The sequence below is a fragment of the Actinacidiphila yanglinensis genome, from assembly GCF_900107965.1.
GTDB lineage: Bacteria > Actinomycetota > Actinomycetes > Streptomycetales > Streptomycetaceae > Actinacidiphila > Actinacidiphila yanglinensis.
This window is the reverse complement of record NZ_FNVU01000001.1, coordinates 157,016-173,550: the sequence shown is the minus strand read 5'-3', so window position 1 is coordinate 173,550 and position 16,535 is coordinate 157,016. Positions and strand designations below refer to the sequence as shown.

Annotated in this window: 13 protein-coding genes; 7 read left to right on the top strand and 6 right to left on the bottom strand. The window is 74.7% G+C overall.

Annotation, left to right across the window (positions count from 1 at the left end):
* Position 1: 1 nt before the first annotated feature.
* The 3 genes from C4U44_RS00770 to lanKC all read right to left on the bottom strand — a co-directional run bounded on the left by C4U44_RS00770 (position 2) and on the right by lanKC (position 5,259).
* Positions 2–1,792 (bottom strand): ABC transporter ATP-binding protein, encoded by a 1,791-nt coding sequence (locus tag C4U44_RS00770; protein WP_103883588.1) that lies wholly within the window; start codon positions 1,790–1,792, stop codon positions 2–4.
* A 309-nt stretch (positions 1,793–2,101) separates the two neighbouring features.
* Complete coding sequence (locus tag C4U44_RS00765) at positions 2,102–2,224, bottom strand: SapB/AmfS family lanthipeptide (RefSeq protein WP_160144957.1); 123 nt, start codon at positions 2,222–2,224, stop codon at positions 2,102–2,104.
* A 92-nt stretch (positions 2,225–2,316) separates the two neighbouring features.
* Positions 2,317–5,259 (bottom strand): class III lanthionine synthetase LanKC, encoded by a 2,943-nt coding sequence (gene lanKC / locus C4U44_RS00760; RefSeq protein ID WP_103883586.1) that lies wholly within the window; start codon positions 5,257–5,259, stop codon positions 2,317–2,319.
* Positions 5,260–5,697: 438 nt separating this feature from the next.
* On the opposite strand from lanKC, the gene C4U44_RS00755 reads away from it, so the two are divergent.
* The 7 genes from C4U44_RS00755 to C4U44_RS00725 all read left to right on the top strand — a co-directional run bounded on the left by C4U44_RS00755 (position 5,698) and on the right by C4U44_RS00725 (position 12,596).
* Positions 5,698–6,552 carry a helix-turn-helix domain-containing protein gene (locus tag C4U44_RS00755; RefSeq protein WP_103883585.1) on the top strand — a complete coding sequence of 285 codons (855 nt, stop codon included), beginning with the start codon at positions 5,698–5,700 and terminating at the stop codon, positions 6,550–6,552.
* Positions 6,553–6,574: 22 nt separating this feature from the next.
* Positions 6,575–6,775 carry a DUF397 domain-containing protein gene (locus C4U44_RS00750; RefSeq protein ID WP_103883584.1) on the top strand — a complete coding sequence of 67 codons (201 nt, stop codon included), beginning with the start codon at positions 6,575–6,577 and terminating at the stop codon, positions 6,773–6,775.
* 113 nt (positions 6,776–6,888) lie between these two features.
* Complete coding sequence (locus C4U44_RS00745) at positions 6,889–8,160, top strand: prenyltransferase/squalene oxidase repeat-containing protein (protein WP_103883583.1); 1,272 nt, start codon at positions 6,889–6,891, stop codon at positions 8,158–8,160.
* Positions 8,160–8,846, top strand: coding sequence for an SCO2322 family protein (locus tag C4U44_RS00740; RefSeq protein WP_200823095.1), 687 nt, complete (start codon positions 8,160–8,162; stop codon positions 8,844–8,846). Before C4U44_RS00745 ends, C4U44_RS00740 begins: the two co-directional genes overlap by 1 nt.
* Positions 8,843–10,141 (top strand): CbiQ family ECF transporter T component, encoded by a 1,299-nt coding sequence (locus tag C4U44_RS00735; protein ID WP_107503969.1) that lies wholly within the window; start codon positions 8,843–8,845, stop codon positions 10,139–10,141. The genes C4U44_RS00740 and C4U44_RS00735 overlap by 4 nt, the downstream gene beginning before the upstream one ends.
* Complete coding sequence (locus C4U44_RS00730) at positions 10,138–11,766, top strand: ABC transporter ATP-binding protein (RefSeq protein WP_103883581.1); 1,629 nt, start codon at positions 10,138–10,140, stop codon at positions 11,764–11,766. Before C4U44_RS00735 ends, C4U44_RS00730 begins: the two co-directional genes overlap by 4 nt.
* A 20-nt stretch (positions 11,767–11,786) precedes the next feature.
* The gene (locus C4U44_RS00725; protein ID WP_103884131.1) at positions 11,787–12,596 is read left to right on the top strand and encodes an ECF transporter S component; all 810 of its coding nucleotides are present in this window, start codon (positions 11,787–11,789) and stop codon (positions 12,594–12,596) included.
* Between the two features lie 87 nt (positions 12,597–12,683).
* Here C4U44_RS00725 and C4U44_RS00720 read toward each other — a convergent pair whose 3' ends face one another.
* The 3 genes from C4U44_RS00720 to C4U44_RS00710 all read right to left on the bottom strand — a co-directional run bounded on the left by C4U44_RS00720 (position 12,684) and on the right by C4U44_RS00710 (position 16,220).
* Complete coding sequence (locus tag C4U44_RS00720) at positions 12,684–13,217, bottom strand: hypothetical protein (protein ID WP_103883580.1); 534 nt, start codon at positions 13,215–13,217, stop codon at positions 12,684–12,686.
* 55 nt (positions 13,218–13,272) lie between these two features.
* The gene (locus C4U44_RS00715; protein WP_146088175.1) at positions 13,273–14,061 is read right to left on the bottom strand and encodes a hypothetical protein; all 789 of its coding nucleotides are present in this window, start codon (positions 14,059–14,061) and stop codon (positions 13,273–13,275) included.
* A gap of 113 nt (positions 14,062–14,174) precedes the next feature.
* Complete coding sequence (locus C4U44_RS00710; RefSeq protein ID WP_103883578.1) at positions 14,175–16,220, bottom strand: MFS transporter; 2,046 nt, start codon at positions 16,218–16,220, stop codon at positions 14,175–14,177.
* Positions 16,221–16,535: the final 315 nt, after the last annotated feature.

Here is a 16,535-nt window from a genome sequence, read left to right as displayed (position 1 = left end):
CTCATCCACGGCGACTCCCCTCCTTGTCAGCCACGTCGACGGGCGGTTCCGGGGCCCTCCGGCCGCGTGGCGCTCCCGGTACCGCGGAGACGGCGGCGCCCACGGACTCGTCGGGTGCGGCGAACAGGGCGCGGTAGTCGGGGTCCTGCCAGAGGGTGTGGTGGGGGGCCAGAGCGCGCAGCCGGCCGGCGTCGAGCCAGGCAACCAGGTCGGCGCGGGCGGCGGTGCCGGCGCGGTGGGTGGTGAGCAGGCGGGTACGCCCGCGCGGGTCGTGCAGCAGGGAGTGGGCGACGTGCAGTTCGGTGACGGTGTCGAGGCTGGAGGTGGCGTCGTCGAGCACGAGCAGCCGGCCGCCGTGCGCGAACGCCCTTGCCAATCCCAGGCGTTGGACCTCGCCGCCGGACAGCGGGGCCGCGGCGCGCGGGGTGGCGTAGCCGCGGGGCAGCAGCCGGAGGAAGCCGTCCGCGCCCGCCGCGCGCGCCGCGTCGGTGACGGCCTCGGTGGTCAACTCCCGTGGTCCGAAGGCGATCGCGTCGGCGAGGGTGTCGCCGAGCAGCACGGGGCGTTCGAAGGCGTACCCGACGGCGTCGCGGAGTTCGGCACGGGTGAGGGCGGCCAGCGGGGCGCCGTCGAGCAGCACGGTGCCCTGATCGGGGTCGGCGAGGCGCCCGGCGAGTTCGGCCAGCACCGACTTGCCCGCGCCGGACGGCCCGACGACGGCGAGGCAGGTGCCGCCGGGCACGGTGAGGTCGAGCCGGTCCAGTACGGTCTCGCCGCCGCGTACGACGGTGACCCCGCGCAGTTCGAGGGTGCCGGGACCGCCCTCCGGCAGCCGGTCCCGGCCGTGGGCGGGCGCGGGCACCGCGAGGACCTCGCCGATCCGGCGGGCGGCGGCCCGGCCGCGTACCAGGGCGCCCAACTGGCCGACCACCGCGCCGATTCCCGTGGCGAGCAACGCGTAGCGGGACGCGGCGAGCAGCCCGCCTACGCTCAACGCGCCCTGGGCCAGCCGCAGTCCGCCGATCGCGAGGACGAGGATCTGGAGCAGCGGTACCAGGACGGCCGCCTGCGCGGTGGCGCGGCCCTGCACCTGCCACATGCGGTGCCCCTGGGCGCTGAGTTCGGGCAGCGGACCCAGCACGCGGCGGGCCTCGCGCTCCTCGGTGCGCGCGGCGGCGACGGTGCGGGCGCCGCCGATCGCCTCGACCAGCCGGGCGGCGATCCGGCCCTGGGCGTCCTGGTAGCGGGCGGCGCTGTCGGAGGAGGCGCGGGCGAAGCGGTGCACGAGCAGCGCCAGTGGCGGTGCGCCGAGCAGGAAGGCGGCCGCCAGCCAGGGGTCGGTCAGGAAGAGGGCGATGACGCCGCCGACCGGGGCGCCGACGGCGGCCGGCAGTGTGGCGGCGGCGCCGGGGACGGCACCCGCGTCGGCCGCGTTGCCGACCAGCCGGGTGACCAGGTCGCCGCCGCCCGGCACCCGGGCGGCCAGTACGTGGCGCACCGCGCCGCGCCGTACCGCCGCGGTGACGCGGGCGCCGGAGACCGCCGCGAGCACGTCGCTCGCCGCGCCGACCAGCACCTGGCCCGCGACGACGGCGGCGCAGCCCCACACCCAGTGCCCGGCACCGTCACCGCGCAGCACCTGGTCCACCGCGTGCCCGAGCACCGCGGGCAGTGCCAGGCCGAGCCCGACGGACAGTCCCGCGAGCAGCCCGACCGCGCCGACCGCGGCCCGGCTGCCGCGCGTCGCGGGCCGCACCACCCGGGGCGGTGCCGCGGCGGCGCTGTCGGCCATACGTTCCTCCTCCGGTGCGCCGGGGTCGGCGCGCGAACGGGTGCGGGCGGTGAAGCGGGCGGGCGGTGAAGCCGAGGTGACGCCGTCCGCCCGGGGAGCACACGGGCATCGCGGCCCGGTCGTGCGGGAGTCGAGGACGGATCGAAGCCGGATCGAGGCTGGATCGCACGGGAATCGCGCGGCCGTCGAGGATGGATCGCGAACGGATCGCACGGGAGTCGTGCGGAAGCCGTGCCGCGGCGGGCATGCCGGGGCCCCGCCCCCGGGTGCGGGGGGCGGGGCTTGGTCACCGGCCGAAGCGTCGTGACGTCACAGGCAGATCAGCAGGCTGACCGAGCTGACGCAGCTCAGCAGGCTCAGGGAGCTGGCCGGCTCGCCGCCGCCGTGACCGTGCTCGATGGGCTCCATGTCCTGCAGGTCGAGAAGTGCCATGTCAGGTGTTCCTTTCATAGGTGGCGCCGAGGAATTCGGCAGGGTGGTGCACGGCTCGGGCCGGTGCCGGAGCCGGTTCGTGGGGCCCGCGGTCAGGACGCGGGCGGTGGGGGGAGGAACGGCAGCCTGGGGGTGGGGCCCTGGCCGGCGTTCGCGGCGCCGAGGGCGAGCAGGCAGCCCGCCGTTCCGGTGCCGAGGTCCATGGACAGCCGCATCATCTGGTTGCCGGGGAAGGCGAGGTCGCCGCGGTAGGCCATCCCGTACCAGCCGAGCGCGTCGATCTGCGCGCGGAGCGCGCCGTCGGGGACGGCCGGTGCGGTGGTGCGGGCCAGATGCAGGATCATCCCGGCGCGCCCAGCGAACAGCCCGGGCTGCGCGTAGAGCCGCGCGGTGGCGGCCCGGACGATACCGGTCCTGGCGTGCTCGAAGCGGGCGACGGACGGCTCGTCGAGGTCGCCGGTGCCGGCCAGGCCGAGCAGGTCGTCCAGCACCAGGCCGATGCCCGCGCTGCCGTCGCCCACGTAGGGCATGGTGCGCCAGCGCTCGTCCACTTCGAGGCTTCCGCTGCCGGTGATGGTGCAGGAGTCGAGGTCGAGGGTGAGCGCGCGGGCGGCGTGTTCGAGCAGCGCCGGGGCGCCGGTGCGCTCGTACAGCCGCAGGAAGAGCAGGGCGGGGCCGGTGGCGCCGCGCATCAGCCCGGCCCGGCGCGGGGCGCCGGCCGAGGGGCCGCCGTCCTCGCTCTGCCGGACCTGCTGGATCTCGGCGGCGAGCCGTCCGGCGATGATCCCGGCGGCCTCCAACGCCCGCTCGCGCAGGGCGGTCTCGCCGGAGACCTGGGCGAGGTGGTCCAGCACCAGGGCGATCCCGGCGAGGCCGCCGGTGAGGTCGGAGGCCAGCCGCCGCCAGTTCTCGTCGAGCAGGCCGTGGACGAGGGCGAGGGCACGCTCGGTGTGGCCGAGCCGGTCCAGGACGTACGCGACGCCGGCGACCCCGTCGTACAGGCCCGGCGGGGTGCCGTTCGGCAGGTTCGCGGTGCGCTCCAGCAGCCACTGCTCGCCCTCGTCGTAGCGGGGCAGGCCGACCTGGTCGAACGCATGGAGCACGCCCGCGGCGCCGTGCGCCAGGCCCAGCCCGCCGCCGTCGGAGAACTGCGCGATGTCGCCCGGGAAGAGGCGGTCCTCGCGGTCGGGGGTGGCGGAGCCGAGGATCGCCTGGGCCATGGAGGCGCGGGCGGCGGGCCAGTCGCGGGGCTCGGCGGGCAGGTACCGGCGCGGCGGTCCCGGCCGGGTGCCCGCGGGCAGGCCGACCACGGCGGCCGGGGGCGCACCGCCGGTGGATCCGCCCTCGCCGGGCGCGGGTTCGGCCACCGCTGCCTGCACGTGCAGGTCGTCCGAGGGTGAACCCGCGTGCAGCGACGTGCCGTTGAGGCCGGGGCCGCCGGTCGCACCCCCGACCGCGGGCGCGACCGGGCCGATCGAAGCCCTGCCGCTGCTCCCGCCGGCGGCAGCCGTGTCCCCTGCGGTCCGGGTGATCTCGGCCACCGCCTCCTCCAGGTACGTCTCCGGTACCGGGAACTCCCGGGCGATCACCTCCGCCAGGTGCGCGGCCTTGGCGCGGTCGACGGCGAACAGGGTGGTGACCGGGAGGAAGAGGGCCAGCCGCAGGCAGGCGAGGGCGTAGTGGTCGACGGCGGTGCCACGGCGGTCGGGTGGCGCGAGGAACCCCGGATGGGCCACGGCCTGGCGGCCGTTGTCGGTGGCGCGGGCGGCGGCCTCGAAGTCCAGCAGGGACACCGTCTCGTCGTCCGGCCCGACCATGATGTTGAACATGTGCAGGTCGTTGAAGACCAGGCCGCGCGAGTGCACCGCGGCCACCGCCTCCTCGACCCCGGCGTTGATGCGCAGTGCCCAGCGGGTGTAGTCCGCGACCTCGGCCGGGTCGGGGTCGGGCCGCAGCAGCGGATGGCGGTGCCCGAAGTAGGAGTTGAGCGGCTTGCCCTCGACGAAGTCCATCACCAGGAAGCGGTGGTCGCCGACGGTGAACCAGTCGCGCATCTCGGGAGCGACGCCGAGCCCGGACAGCCGCCGCAGCGCGTCGCGTTCGCGGCGCAGCCGGGTGACGGCGTCGGCTCCGTCGGACGCCAGCCCGGCGTGCGGGCGGCCCTCCTTGAGCACGACCTTCTCGCCGCTGCGGGTGTCGGTGCCGGCGTAGACGCCGCCGCCGTTGGAGAAGTGCAGTGCCTTCTCGATGCGGTAGGGCAGGTCGGAGACGGTGGTGGCGTTGCGTGCGGCCAGGTGCGGGGCGAGGAAGTCCGGCAGGGTCACCCAGCCGGGCACGTGGAAGGCCGGCGACCGGTCGTCGGGCACCAGTTGCCCGTCGCCGTCCTCGACCGCGGGCACCAGCGTGCCGCGCCCGCCGACGCAGTAGCGCTTGGCGAAGGCGCCGTAGCGCACGTAGAGCGGGCCCTGCCCCCAGCGCAGGTCGGTGAGGATGTACGGTCCCTGCTCGCCGTCGAGCAGCGCGCCGAGCTCGTCGAGCACCACGCGCAGCCGGCCCTCGTCGGGCGGGTAGATCGTGACGAACTTTCCGGAGGTGTCGCGCCCGGCGTACTTGGAGTTGCGCAGGTGCAGCAGGTGCGGTCCCGGCACGAACTTGAACGGGATGTGCCGGGGCACGCAGTAGTCCCAGACCTTGGCCGCGATCTTGTCGGCGTTGTCCAGCGTCGCGGAGGCGTGCACCTTCCAGCCCTGCCCGGGGTAGGTGCGCGTGCCGGCCGGCGGGTCGACGTGCAGCCAGTCGCCACTGCGGACGGTGCGCCAGCCGTCGGGGGCGGGGCGCCGCGCGGTGTCGAAGAGCGGTACCGCGGCGGTGTCCGGGCCGCCGGCGTCGCCGGCCTCCGCCCCGTCGCCGTACCGCTGCCCGTCCGCGCCGCCGGTCCCGTCCCCGCTGCCGGGCCCCCTCGTCGCGGACAGCCGGTCCAGGCTCTCGTAGAAGTGCCGGTCGGCGAGGCAGAAGACCTCGTAGCGGTTGTCCATCGATCCCCCCTTTTCGCGGTGACGGACCGAGATTGGCACGCAAGCGGAATCGGGAGAAGTCACCGTTGTCACCTCATCGGCATGCGGAACGCATATGTCGGACGGACGGATCACATGACATACGGCGGCCACCGTGCGTTCTCCCGCGACCGCCCTCCGTGTTCGCTCAGCGTGAACGCGCAGCCCCGCCCGACCCTCCCGCCGCCTTGAACAGATGCGTCACAGGGGTGTCACCACATCCGCGCTTACCTGCACACCCGCTCAACACAGGACTTCCTCAAGGGAGTTGACTATGCAGAAGCAACCTCACCGAGGAGTTATGGGAGCAATAGTGCACCACTGCAACATTGTCCCTACTTAGCCACGGATTTCCAGAAACGATCTGGACCCCGCGAGAGCGGAACGGCACACTCGGAACCAGCACCAAGAAGGGACACCATGCCGCTCAGAAGCACCGCGACCGCCCGTCAGGAGCGCCTAGGCGCGGAGCTGAGAAAGATGCGGGAGGCCGCGGGGATCACCGCGCGCGACACCGCGCGGCTGCTCGGTACCGACCCCGCGAAGGTCAGTCATATCGAGGCGGGCCGACTGGGTGTCAGCGAGGAGCGGTTACGGCGTCTCGCCGCGTTCTACGAATGCGGTGACACCGCACTGATCGACGCGCTCGTCTCCATGGCCAACGGGCACGGGCGCAAGGGCTGGTGGGAGGCGTACCGAGGGGTGGTGCCCGCCGGCCTGCTCGACATCTCCGAGATGGAGCACTACGCGGTCCACCTGCGCCCGCTCCAGGTCAGCCACATCCCCGGCCTGCTCCAGACCGAGGCGTACACCAGGACCGTCTTCGGCTACGCCATCCCGCCGCTGCCGGACAACGAGTTGGAGGCGCGGGTCGCGCACCGGATGGAGCGCGCCAACCTGCTGCACCGCGAGGCTCCACCACCCTACGAAGCGCTCGTGCACGAGGCGGCGTTGCGGATGCGGTTCGGCGGCGCCAAGGTGGCCAAGGCGCAACTGGACTACATCCAGGAGCTGAGCCACCTGCCCCGGATAAGCGTGCGGGTCATCCCCTTCGCCTCCGAGGGATACATCGGTTCCAGCCACGCGATGCTCTACGCGGGCGGGACCGTCCCCCAACTGGACACGGTGCAGATCGACTCCGCACACGGCGTCCTGCTGCTGCACGCGGCCACCCACCTGGCCAACTACCTCACCCGGTTCGAGACCCTCACGGCGGTGGCACTGGACCGGAACCGGTCGCGCGACTTCATCCACGGCATCTCCCGCGAACTCTGAATACCGAAAGGGCCCCCACTCCATGACCGCGTCCTTCGCTTGGCAGAAGTCCACGTACTCGCAGGACGGCGGGGACTGCGTCGAGCTGACCGCACAGGGGGGCGCGGTCCTGCTCCGCGAGAGCGACAACCCGGCGGTGGTGCTCACCACCACGCGCAAGGACCTCGCGCTGTTCCTGCGCTTCCTCAAGGCCGCGCCGACGGCGCCCGTGCGGAGGGGGTGACGTCCCGGCCACGAGGAAGACCCGCACGTACCCAGGGGCGGGACCGGGCGGTGGGGGCGGTGAGGGGGGCGGGTTAAGGTGATGCCTCCCCATATCCGGAAAGGCGTTCCCACATGCCCCTGCGCCGCCGTGCCACCCTCCTCGTGGCCGCAGCCGCGACCGTGCTGCTCGCCGCGCCCGCGGCCGGCGCGGCCGCGCCTCCGGCCGGACTGTACGGCTCGGCGGACCCGACCTACGACGGGGTGTGGCGCCAGTCGTACACGTTCCTGGCGCTGCACGCGGCCGGCCTGAACCCGGGCGCGAGCGCCGTGTCCTGGCTGACCGGCCAGCAGTGCGCCGACGGCGGCTTCCCGTCGTTCCGCGCCGACACCGCGCAGCCCTGCGCCGAGAAGGCGGAGGACACCAACTCCACCGGTATAGCCGTGCAGGCACTGACCGCGCTCGGCGGGCACCAGCAGGCCGTCGCGAAGGCCACCGGCTGGCTGAAGAAGGTGCAGAACGCCGACGGCGGCTGGTCGTACAACGCCGGGGGCGCCTCCGACCCCGACTCCACGGCCATCGTGATCGGCACGCTCCAGGCCGCGAGCAGCGACCCGGCGGTGGCGTCCGCCAAGGGCCGCACCCCCTACCAGGCACTGCGCGGCTTCCAGTTCGGCTGCTCCGCCAAGGCGGCCGACCGCGGCTCCTTCGGCTACCCGGCCGGCGGCAAGCTCGCGGTGAACGCGAAGGCGACCGCCGACGCGGTGCGCGGGTCGCAGAGCGCCGGGTTCCTCATCGCGCCGCCGGCGAAGGACACCGCGGCGCAGGCGCCGTCGTGCACCGGCGGCAAGGACATCTACGCGGCGATGGGACCGTCCGCCTCCGCGTTCGCCGGTGCCGCCTGGCTCACCGCGCAACTCGACGCGGGCGGCCACCACCTCACCGCGGTCACCCCCGGCGCGGCCAAGCCCACCGCCGACTACGGCACCACCGCCGACGCGGTCGTCGCGCTCGCCTCCGGTGGCCAGCTCGCCGCGGCCGAGCAGGCGTACGCCTGGCTCGCCGCCAACTCCGCCACCTGGGCGCACGGCAGTCCGGCCGCCCTGGCCCAGCTCATCCTGGCCGCGCACGCCACCGGCAACGACCCGCACCACGCCCACGGCGCCGACCTTGTCACGCAGCTCGTCGCGCTGGGCCCGGCGCCGTCGAAGGTCCCGGCGAGCGGGACGAACGGGAGCAACGGCAGCGCCGCGCCCGGCACCAGCGCGGCGGGCTCCTCGGCCGCCTCCGCCTCGCACCACAGCTCCTCGTCCGCCGCCACCGTGTGGATCGTCGTGGGGGTCTGCCTGGTCGCGGGCATTGGCGTCGGGCTGCTGCTCAGCGCCCGCAAGCGGCGGCAGCACTGATGTCCCGGCCCGGCGCCGGGGCGGGGATCTCCCCCGGGGCCCGACGTACCGCGTGGGTGGCCGCCGTGGCCGTCGTGGCCGCGGTGCTGCTCGCCGCCGCCGCGGTGCCCGCGTCCGCCACCGGCTACCGGTACTGGTCGTACTGGCTGCGCTCCGGGGGGAGTTGGACCTACGCGCAGACCGGTCCCGCGATGCACACCCCGAAGGACGGCACCGTCGAGGGGTGGCGGTTCGCGGTCAGCAAGGACGCCGCCGCGGCCGCGGTACGTCCGCGCGGCGCCGCCACCTTCACGGCGATCTGCGGCGGCACCCCCGCCGCGTCCGGCAAGAAGCGGATCGCCCTGGTCATCGACCCCGGCACCACCGCGGACGCCCCCGGCGGCGCCAGGCCGCCGGCCCCGCGCACCGCCTGTGCCCTGATCCCCACCGACGCGTCCTCCGCGGACGCGCTCGCCGCCGTGGCCCGGCCGCTGCGCTACGACTCCGCGGGCATCCTCTGCGCCATCTCCGGCTATCCGACGAGCGGTTGCGGGGAGCAGGTCGCCGCGGGCTCCTCCTCCGGCGCCGTATCCCACCATGGCGGCGGTCACAGTGGCGGCCCGGTCCTCGGCACCCTCGCGGGCGCGGCCGGTGTACTGGCCATCGCCGGGTTCGCCATCCGGCAGAACCGCCGCCGCCGCTCATGACCGCCCCCGCCGACCCCCGGCCGGACGCACCCAGGCCGGACGCGGCCCGGTCCACCGGGTCGACCGGCCCCGGCGCCCCGGCCCCGCGCGGCCCGCACGCCGCGGAACGGGCCGGCGCGAAGGCCCCGCACCATGGCGACCGGTGGCGGCGCTGGCGCGCACCCGTGGCGGGGCGGGCCAACGCCCTGCACGCGGGAGCCTGGTGGGTGTGGGCGCTCGGGCTGGCGACCGCGGCCTCCCGCACCAGCAACCCGCTGCTGCTGGCGCTCGTGGTCGCGGTGGCCGGTTACGTCGTGGCGGCGCGGCGCACGGAGGCGCCGTGGGCGCGGTCGTACGGCGCGTTCCTGCGGCTGGGCGGCTTCGTGCTGGTGGTGCGGCTGGTGTTCGCCGTCGTGCTGGGCTCGCCGGTGCCGGGCACGCACGTGCTGGTCACGCTGCCCGAAGTGCCCCTGCCCGGCTGGGCGCAGGGGGTGCGGATCGGCGGGCGGGTCACCGCGGAGGGCGTGGTGTTCGCGCTGCGGGACGGCATGAAACTGGCCGCGCTGCTCGTGTGCGTCGGCGCGGCGAACGCGCTGGCGAACCCGGCCCGGCTGCTGAAGTCCCTGCCGGGCGCCCTGTACGAGGCGGGCGTGGCGGTGGTGGTCGCGATGACGTTCGCGCCGCATCTGGTCGCGGACGTGGCCCGGTTGCGCGCGGCGCGGCGGCTGCGCGGCCGGCCCGACCGGGGCGTGCGGGCGCTGCTCCAGGTCGGACTTCCCGTGCTGGAGGGCGCGTTGGAGCGTTCGGTGGCACTGGCGGCGGCGATGGACACCCGCGGCTACGGCCGTACCGCGCAGGTTCCGGCCGGGGTGCGGCGGGCCACCTCCGCGCTCACCCTCGGCGGCCTGCTCGGCATCTGCGCGGGCACGTACGCGCTGCTGTCGGCGAGCGGCGCGGGCTACGGCCTGCCGGTGCTGCTGGCCGGACTCGCGGCGGCGGTCGCCGGGCTGCGGCTGGGCGGGCGGCGCAGCGTGCGTACCCGCTACCGTCCCGACCGGTGGGGCCCGCGCGCGTGGCTGGTCGCCGGGTCCGGGGTCGCCGTCGCCGCGCTGATGATCGCGGCCGCCTCCTACGCGCCCGACGCCCTCGACCCGCCCGCCTACCCGCTGACCGCGCCGACGCTGCCGCTGTGGCCGGCGCTGTCGCTGCTGCTCGGCCTGCTCCCGGCGTTCGTCGCCCCGGCGCCGCCGGCCACCAGGCCCGAACCGGGAGCCGCAACGGCGGCGGAAGCCGGCGTCGAAGGAGCCACGCGGTGATCCGCTTCGAGAACGTCTCGGTGACCTACGCCGACGCGCCCGCACCCGCCGTCGCCGGGATCGACCTCTTCGTCCCCGAGGGCGAGTTGTGCCTGCTGGTCGGCCCGTCCGGAGTGGGCAAGTCCACGCTGCTCGGCGCGGTGAGCGGCCTGGTGCCGCACTTCACCGGCGGGGTGCTCGACGGGCGCGTCACCGTCGCCGGCCGCGACACCCGTACCCACCGCCCCCGCGAACTCGCCGACGTGGTCGGCACGGTGGGCCAGGATCCGCTGGCGCACTTCGTCACCGACACCGTCGAGGACGAACTCGCCTACGGCATGGAGTCGTTGGGGGTGGCGCCGGAGACGATGCGGCGCCGTGTGGAGGAGACCCTCGACCTGCTCGGCCTGGCCGACCTGCGCGACCGGCCGATCGCCACGCTCTCCGGCGGCCAGCAGCAGCGGGTCGCGATCGGCTCGGTGCTGACCGTGCACCCCCAGGTACTGGTCCTGGACGAGCCGACCTCCGCGCTCGACCCGGGCGCCGCCGAGGAGGTCCTCGCGGTGCTCCAGCGGCTGGTGCACGACCTGGGCACGACGGTGCTGATGGCCGAGCACCGGCTGGAAAGGGTGGTGCAGTACGCGGACCAGGTGATCCTGCTGCCGTCGCCCGGCGCGGCCCCGGTGGTCGGCGCGCCCGCCGACGTGATGGCGGTCTCCCCCGTCCATCCGCCCGTGGTCGGTCTCGCCCGGCTGGCCGGCTGGTCGCCGCTGCCGCTGTCCGTACGGGACGCCCGCCGCCGGGCCGGGGAGTTGCGCGAACGGCTGGCCGGCCGCACTCCCGCGCCCGTCGCGCCGTACGCCACCGCGCCCGCCCCGGACGCCGAACCCCTCGTGCACTGCTCCCGGTTGACCGTCAGGCGCGGCCGTACCGAGGCGCTGCGCGGGGTCGATCTGAGCGTGCGCGCCGGCGAGACCGTCGCCGTCATGGGCCGCAACGGCGCGGGCAAGTCCACCCTGCTGTCCACCCTGGTCGGCCTGCACCCGCCGGCGTCCGGCACCGTGACGGTGGCCGGCACCGTACCCCGCGACACCCGGCCCGCCGAACTGCTGCGCCGGGTCGGCCTCGTCCCGCAGGAGCCGCGGGACCTGCTCTACGCCGACACCGTCGCCGCCGAGTGCGCCGCCGCCGACCACGACGCGGCCGCGCCGCCCGGCACCTGCGCCGCCCTCGTCGGCGAGTTGCTGCCGGGCATCGCCCACGGCGCCCACCCCCGGGACCTGTCCGAGGGCCAGCGGCTGACCCTCGCGCTGGCGATCGTGCTCACCGCCCGGCCCCCGGTGCTCCTCCTCGACGAGCCGACCCGCGGCCTCGACTACGCCGCGAAGTCCCGCCTGGTCGGCCACCTGCACGGCCTCGCCGCGGCCGGCCACGCGATCCTCCTGGCCACCCACGACGTCGAACTCGCCGCCGAACTCGCCCAGCGCGTCCTGGTCCTCGCCGACGGCGACGTCGTCTCCGACGGCCCGGCCGCCGACGTCGTGCTGTCCTCCCCCGCGTTCGCACCCCAGGTCGCGAAGATCCTCGCGCCCGCGCCCTGGCTCACCCCGGCACAGGTCCGCAAGGCGCTGGAGGCGGCGTCGTGACGACGGCGGGGACCGAGGCGATGCCGGCGCGGGTCCGCCAACAGGCGCGCGCCGTACGGATCGGCCCGCGCTCGGCGGCCGCGCTCGCCGTGGTGTCGCTGATCGGCGTGGCGGCCTTCGGGTGGCCCCTGCTGGCCGCGCACGGCTCGTCGGTCGCCGCGCACGGCGCGGACGCGCCCTGGCTGTTCGCGGCGCTGCTGCCGCTGCTGGTCGCGGTGGTGATCGCGTCGATCGCGGACACCGGGATGGACGCGAAGGCCGTGGCGATGCTGGGGATGCTCGCGGCGGCCGGGGCGGCGCTGCGGCCGCTGGGCGCGGGCACCGCCGGGATCGAGCCGATGTTCTTCCTCATGGTGCTGTCCGGGCGCGTGCTCGGGCCCGGGTTCGGCTTCACGCTGGGCTCGTTGACGATGTTCGCGTCCGCGCTGCTGACCGGCGGGGTCGGCCCCTGGATGCCGTTCCAGATGCTCGCGATGGGGTGGGTGTCGATGGGGGCGGGGCTGCTGCCCGGGCCCGACCGGCTGCGCGGGCGCGGCGAGTTGGCGCTGGTCGCGGCGTACGGCGCGGTCTCGGCGATCGCCTACGGCACCGTGATGAATCTCCAGGGCTGGCCGTACATCGGTGGGCTCGCGACGAACATCTCCTACGATCCGCACGGCTCCCTCGCGACCAACCTCGCCCGCTTCACCACGTACTGCCTCACCACGTCCCTCGGCTGGGACCTGCCCCGCGCCGCGCTCACCGCCGTGCTGTCCCTCACCCTCGGACCCACCGTCCTCCGCGCCCTCCGCCGCGCCACCCGCCGCGCGTCCTTCCGCCCGGGTCCCTAGGGTGCCCCGAAGGGGTGCGGGGAACTGCGCGAGAAACCACCCACGACGGGGTGGTCCCTCGACGACAGAACCGGGCACCCCGCGGGGTCAGGCGCTCACGAGATCGAGCAACTTGCGCGTCATGTCCCGGTAGCGGGTGAGCGCGAGCCGCAACTCCTCGGTGTCCGGCTCCGCCTTGCCGTGCGCGTCGGCACGCATCTGCTCCAGCATCCGGGTGAAACGCCGTCCCGCTTCGTCGAGTACGGCCTCGGCCTCGCGTACGGCGGCGCGCGGATCGTCCACGAACTCGCCGACGGCGTGGTCCATCCGCTCGCTCAGCCCGTCGTCCTCGACGGACCCGGTGGACCCGGTGGACTTCGGGGGCTCCACCGGCTGTACGGGCCTGGCGGGCTTCGGGGGCTCCACCGGCCGTGCGGGCCCGGCGGACCTGGCGGACTCCGCCGCCGGTGCGGCCGGCGGCGCCTCGGGCCTGGCGGCCTCCCGGGCCCCGCTGCCCCGTACGTCCTGGGCCTGAGCCTCGGCAGCCGCGGCGGGTTCCCGCTGCTCCTGCGTCTCCTTCTTCTCCTCCACCTGCTTCTCCGTCCCGGTCTCACGACGACCGTGCGGGATGTTCAGCGTCATCGTCTTCGCCTCCTGGTGGCGTTCGTGGGTGTCGCGGGTGTCGCCTGCGGCGCGGTCACGCGCGGCCGCTGCCGTCGTCGCTCTTGCGGACGCTGCCGGTCAGCGCCGCGAAGCGGTGGCCGAGCGTGGAGCGGCCGGCGCCGTCCTCCGTGGACTCGGCATCCTCGTCGGACTGCTTGCCGGCACCGACACCGACCGGTTCGGGCGCGGACTCGGCCTCGGCGCGGGGGCGTTCGGGTGCCGGCTCGGCGTCGGGCGTGTCCGGTGCCTGCGCGGGACGCGTCCGGGTGGACGCCGAACCGCTGTCGCCCAGCAGCTCGTCGAACAGCCCGCGCGCCCCGATCAGGGACTGGCGCAGGTCCTCCGTGGCGCCCTCGCCGCCCGCGCTCGCGTGCTCCGCCAGCGCGTGGGCGCGGCGGTAGCCCTGCAGTGGGGTGGCGTGGTGGACGGAGAGCGCGTCGAAGTGCTCGGGCGAGCCGGCGGCGGGGAAGCCCCGCTCCTTGGCGACCTGGGCGACGAGCTGATCGGCCTGGTGGAGCGCCTTGGCGGGGTCCTCGACGAACTGCGCCTGCACGGCCCGCCAGCGTGCCGTGTACTGCTCGCGTTCGGCCGCGGACAGCGGGCGTCGCTCCAGCCCGCCGTACCGCTTGACGCGATCCGAGAGTTCCTTGCCGGCCGCCTTCGCGTCGCCGTCGTGCTGGGCGAGCGTGCGCTCGTACTCGGGCCCGAAACGGTGCTTGAGCCGGCCGCTCCGGGGTGCGCCGCCGGACATGGTCCATACGGCAACGACGGCGATCACTACGAGGACTGCCACCACGATCGCGGCGACTGCTCCTGTCGACATGCGGGCCTCCCTTCCCTCGCGGGCTCGCCTTGCCCGCGCGACCACCCGCAAACCCCGGGCAGTTCGGAACGGGCGGGGAAGGGCGCGGGAAACGGAGGGCGGCGGAGGGAGGATCAGGCCGGCTTGTCGACGGACACCGGCCGCTGCGGCCGGTCATGGTCGCCGCCGCACAACTCCCCGCTCAACTTGTGCAGCAGCGCCGCCAGTTCGGTGTGGCTGGCCGGGTCCCAGTCGCCGAGCAGCTCGCCCAGCACGCTTCTGCGCGCCTCGCCGAGCCGGGTGGCCAGGGCCCGTCCGGACTCAGTGAGCACCAGGGGGTTGCCCTCGCGCACGGCGAACCCGCGGGACTCGGCCTCCACCGCGGCCGCTTCGATCACCTCGCCGGGCACGGTGGCCTGCCGGGCCAGCTCCACCGGGTCGGCGCCGCCCTGGTGCGCCAGTCTCAGCACCAACCAGCAGGTGCCCGGGCGGATGTCCGCGTCGGCCCGCTGAGTGACCCGGACGTACAGGTCGCGTTTGGCCTCGCGGCTGCCCAGCACCGACAGGCAGCGGGCGATCTCGTCGAGCGAGGAGCGCTCCACCGGGTTGGTGGCGATGGTCTCGTCGGGGTCGGGCGCGGTGACCAGCCCGCGCAGCGGCTGCTCCTTCAGCAGCCAGGCCAGCACGAAGCCGACCCCCGCGACCGGCACCGCCCACAGGAAGACGGTGGTGATGGACTGCGCGTACGCGTGCAGCACCGGTGTCTTGATGGCGCTCGGCAGGCCGGCGATGGCCTTCGGGTCGGCCTGGAGCCGGCCCGGGTCGAAGCCGGGTGGCACCGGGACCCCGCGCAGCGCGGAACCCAGCTTGCTGGACAGCTGGTTGGTGAAGACGGTGCCGAACACCGAGACGCCGAAGGACGCGCCGATGGAACGGAAGAAGGTGGTGCCGGAGGTGGCCGAGCCGAGGTCCTCGTAGCCGACCGCGTTCTGCACGGCGAGCACCAGTACCTGCATCACCATGCCGAGCCCGAGACCGAAGATGAAGAAGTACAGGCTCAGCAGCCAGGTCGCGGTGAACTCGTCGAGCTGGTGCAGCAGGAGCAGCCCGACCACCGTCACCGCGGTGCCGGCGATCGGGAAGACCTTGTACCGGCCGGTGCGGCTGATGATCTGGCCGGAGGCGGTGGAGGAGATCAGCAGTCCGGCCACCATCGGGATCATGTGGACGCCGGACAGGGTCGGCGAGTAGCCGTGCACCACCTGGAGGAAGGTCGGCAGGTACGTCAGCGCGCCGAACATCGCGAAGCCGATGATGAAGGAGATCGCCGAGCAGATCACGAAGGTGCGGTCCCTGAACAGCCGCGGCGGCAGCACCGGTTCCTCCGCGCGCCGCTCGATCACGACGAACAGCCCGACCAGCACGACCCCGGCCGCCGCCAGGGCGATGATGCCCGGCGAGCCCCACGCCAGGGTGGAGCCGCCGAGCGAGGTGACCAGCACCAGGCAGGTCGCGGCCGCAGCCACCACCGCCATCCCGAGGTAGTCGATGTGGTGCGTGGTGCGCCGCACCGGGATGTGCAGCACCGCGGCGATCACCGCGAGCGCGATGATGCCGATCGGCAGGTTGATGTAGAACACCCAGCGCCAGGAGAGCTGTTCGGTGAACACCCCGCCCAGCAGCGGGCCGAGCACGCTGGCCGCGCCGAACACCCCGCCGAACACGCCCTGGTAGCGGCCCCGGTCGCGGGGCGGCACGATGTCGCCGACGATCGCCAGCGACAACGCGATCAGCCCGCCGCCGCCCAGGCCCTGCAACGCCCGGAACGCGATCAACTCCCCCATGCTCTGGGCGATCCCGCACAGCGCGGAACCGATCAGGAAGAGCACGATCACGAACTGGAACAGCCGCTTGCGGCCGTACATGTCGCCGAGCTTGCCCCACAGCGGGGTCGCCGCCGTCGACGCCAGCAGGTAGGCGGTCACCACCCAGGACAGATGGTCGATGCCGCCGAGTTCGCTGACGATGGTGGGCAGCGCGGTCGACACGATCGTCTGGTCGAGCGCGGCCAGCAGCAGGCCGAGAGCAAGCGCGCCGATCGCGATCCGAACCGCGCGCTTGTCCTGCTGCTCGCCCGGTGCCGCCGCCGGTGCCGCGGCGGTACTGGTGTCCTGGGCCATGTGGCAGCTCCTCGCCTCGTCTCCCCGAGGGCCAGAACTTCATATTCCCACCGTTTGTACGGTTATGGCCTGCGGAACCCGTCACGACTCGGGCCGGCCGGTGTGCCGAAGGCGTGTCGAATCGGCATAATCACCGGAGACTTTGCGCACACCGTGTGAACGGGTGGTGCGGACCCGAGAACGACGGCGGGAGGGGACCCAGTGGCGCCGGAACAGCCGAGCAGGCCGGACCGCCGGCACGACCGGAGACGCAACGGACGCACCGGCGCGCCGTGCCGTCCGCGGGTGCCCCGGGAAACCGCACGCCGGGAGGCG

Coding starts and splice junctions, on each gene's coding strand:
- C4U44_RS00750 (WP_103883584.1), top strand. CDS start 6,575: ATGACCGCGTCCTTCGCTTGGCAGAAGTCCACGTACTCGCAGGACGGC.
- C4U44_RS00745 (WP_103883583.1), top strand. CDS start 6,889: ATGCCCCTGCGCCGCCGTGCCACCCTCCTCGTGGCCGCAGCCGCGACC.
- C4U44_RS00715 (WP_146088175.1), bottom strand. CDS start 14,061: ATGTCGACAGGAGCAGTCGCCGCGATCGTGGTGGCAGTCCTCGTAGTG.
- C4U44_RS00720 (WP_103883580.1), bottom strand. CDS start 13,217: ATGACGCTGAACATCCCGCACGGTCGTCGTGAGACCGGGACGGAGAAG.
- C4U44_RS00765 (WP_160144957.1), bottom strand. CDS start 2,224: ATGGCACTTCTCGACCTGCAGGACATGGAGCCCATCGAGCACGGTCAC.
- C4U44_RS00755 (WP_103883585.1), top strand. CDS start 5,698: ATGCCGCTCAGAAGCACCGCGACCGCCCGTCAGGAGCGCCTAGGCGCG.
- C4U44_RS00735 (WP_107503969.1), top strand. CDS start 8,843: ATGACCGCCCCCGCCGACCCCCGGCCGGACGCACCCAGGCCGGACGCG.
- C4U44_RS00725 (WP_103884131.1), top strand. CDS start 11,787: ATGCCGGCGCGGGTCCGCCAACAGGCGCGCGCCGTACGGATCGGCCCG.
- C4U44_RS00770 (WP_103883588.1), bottom strand. CDS start 1,792: ATGGCCGACAGCGCCGCCGCGGCACCGCCCCGGGTGGTGCGGCCCGCG.
- lanKC (WP_103883586.1), bottom strand. CDS start 5,259: ATGGACAACCGCTACGAGGTCTTCTGCCTCGCCGACCGGCACTTCTAC.
- C4U44_RS00740 (WP_200823095.1), top strand. CDS start 8,160: ATGTCCCGGCCCGGCGCCGGGGCGGGGATCTCCCCCGGGGCCCGACGT.
- C4U44_RS00710 (WP_103883578.1), bottom strand. CDS start 16,220: ATGGCCCAGGACACCAGTACCGCCGCGGCACCGGCGGCGGCACCGGGC.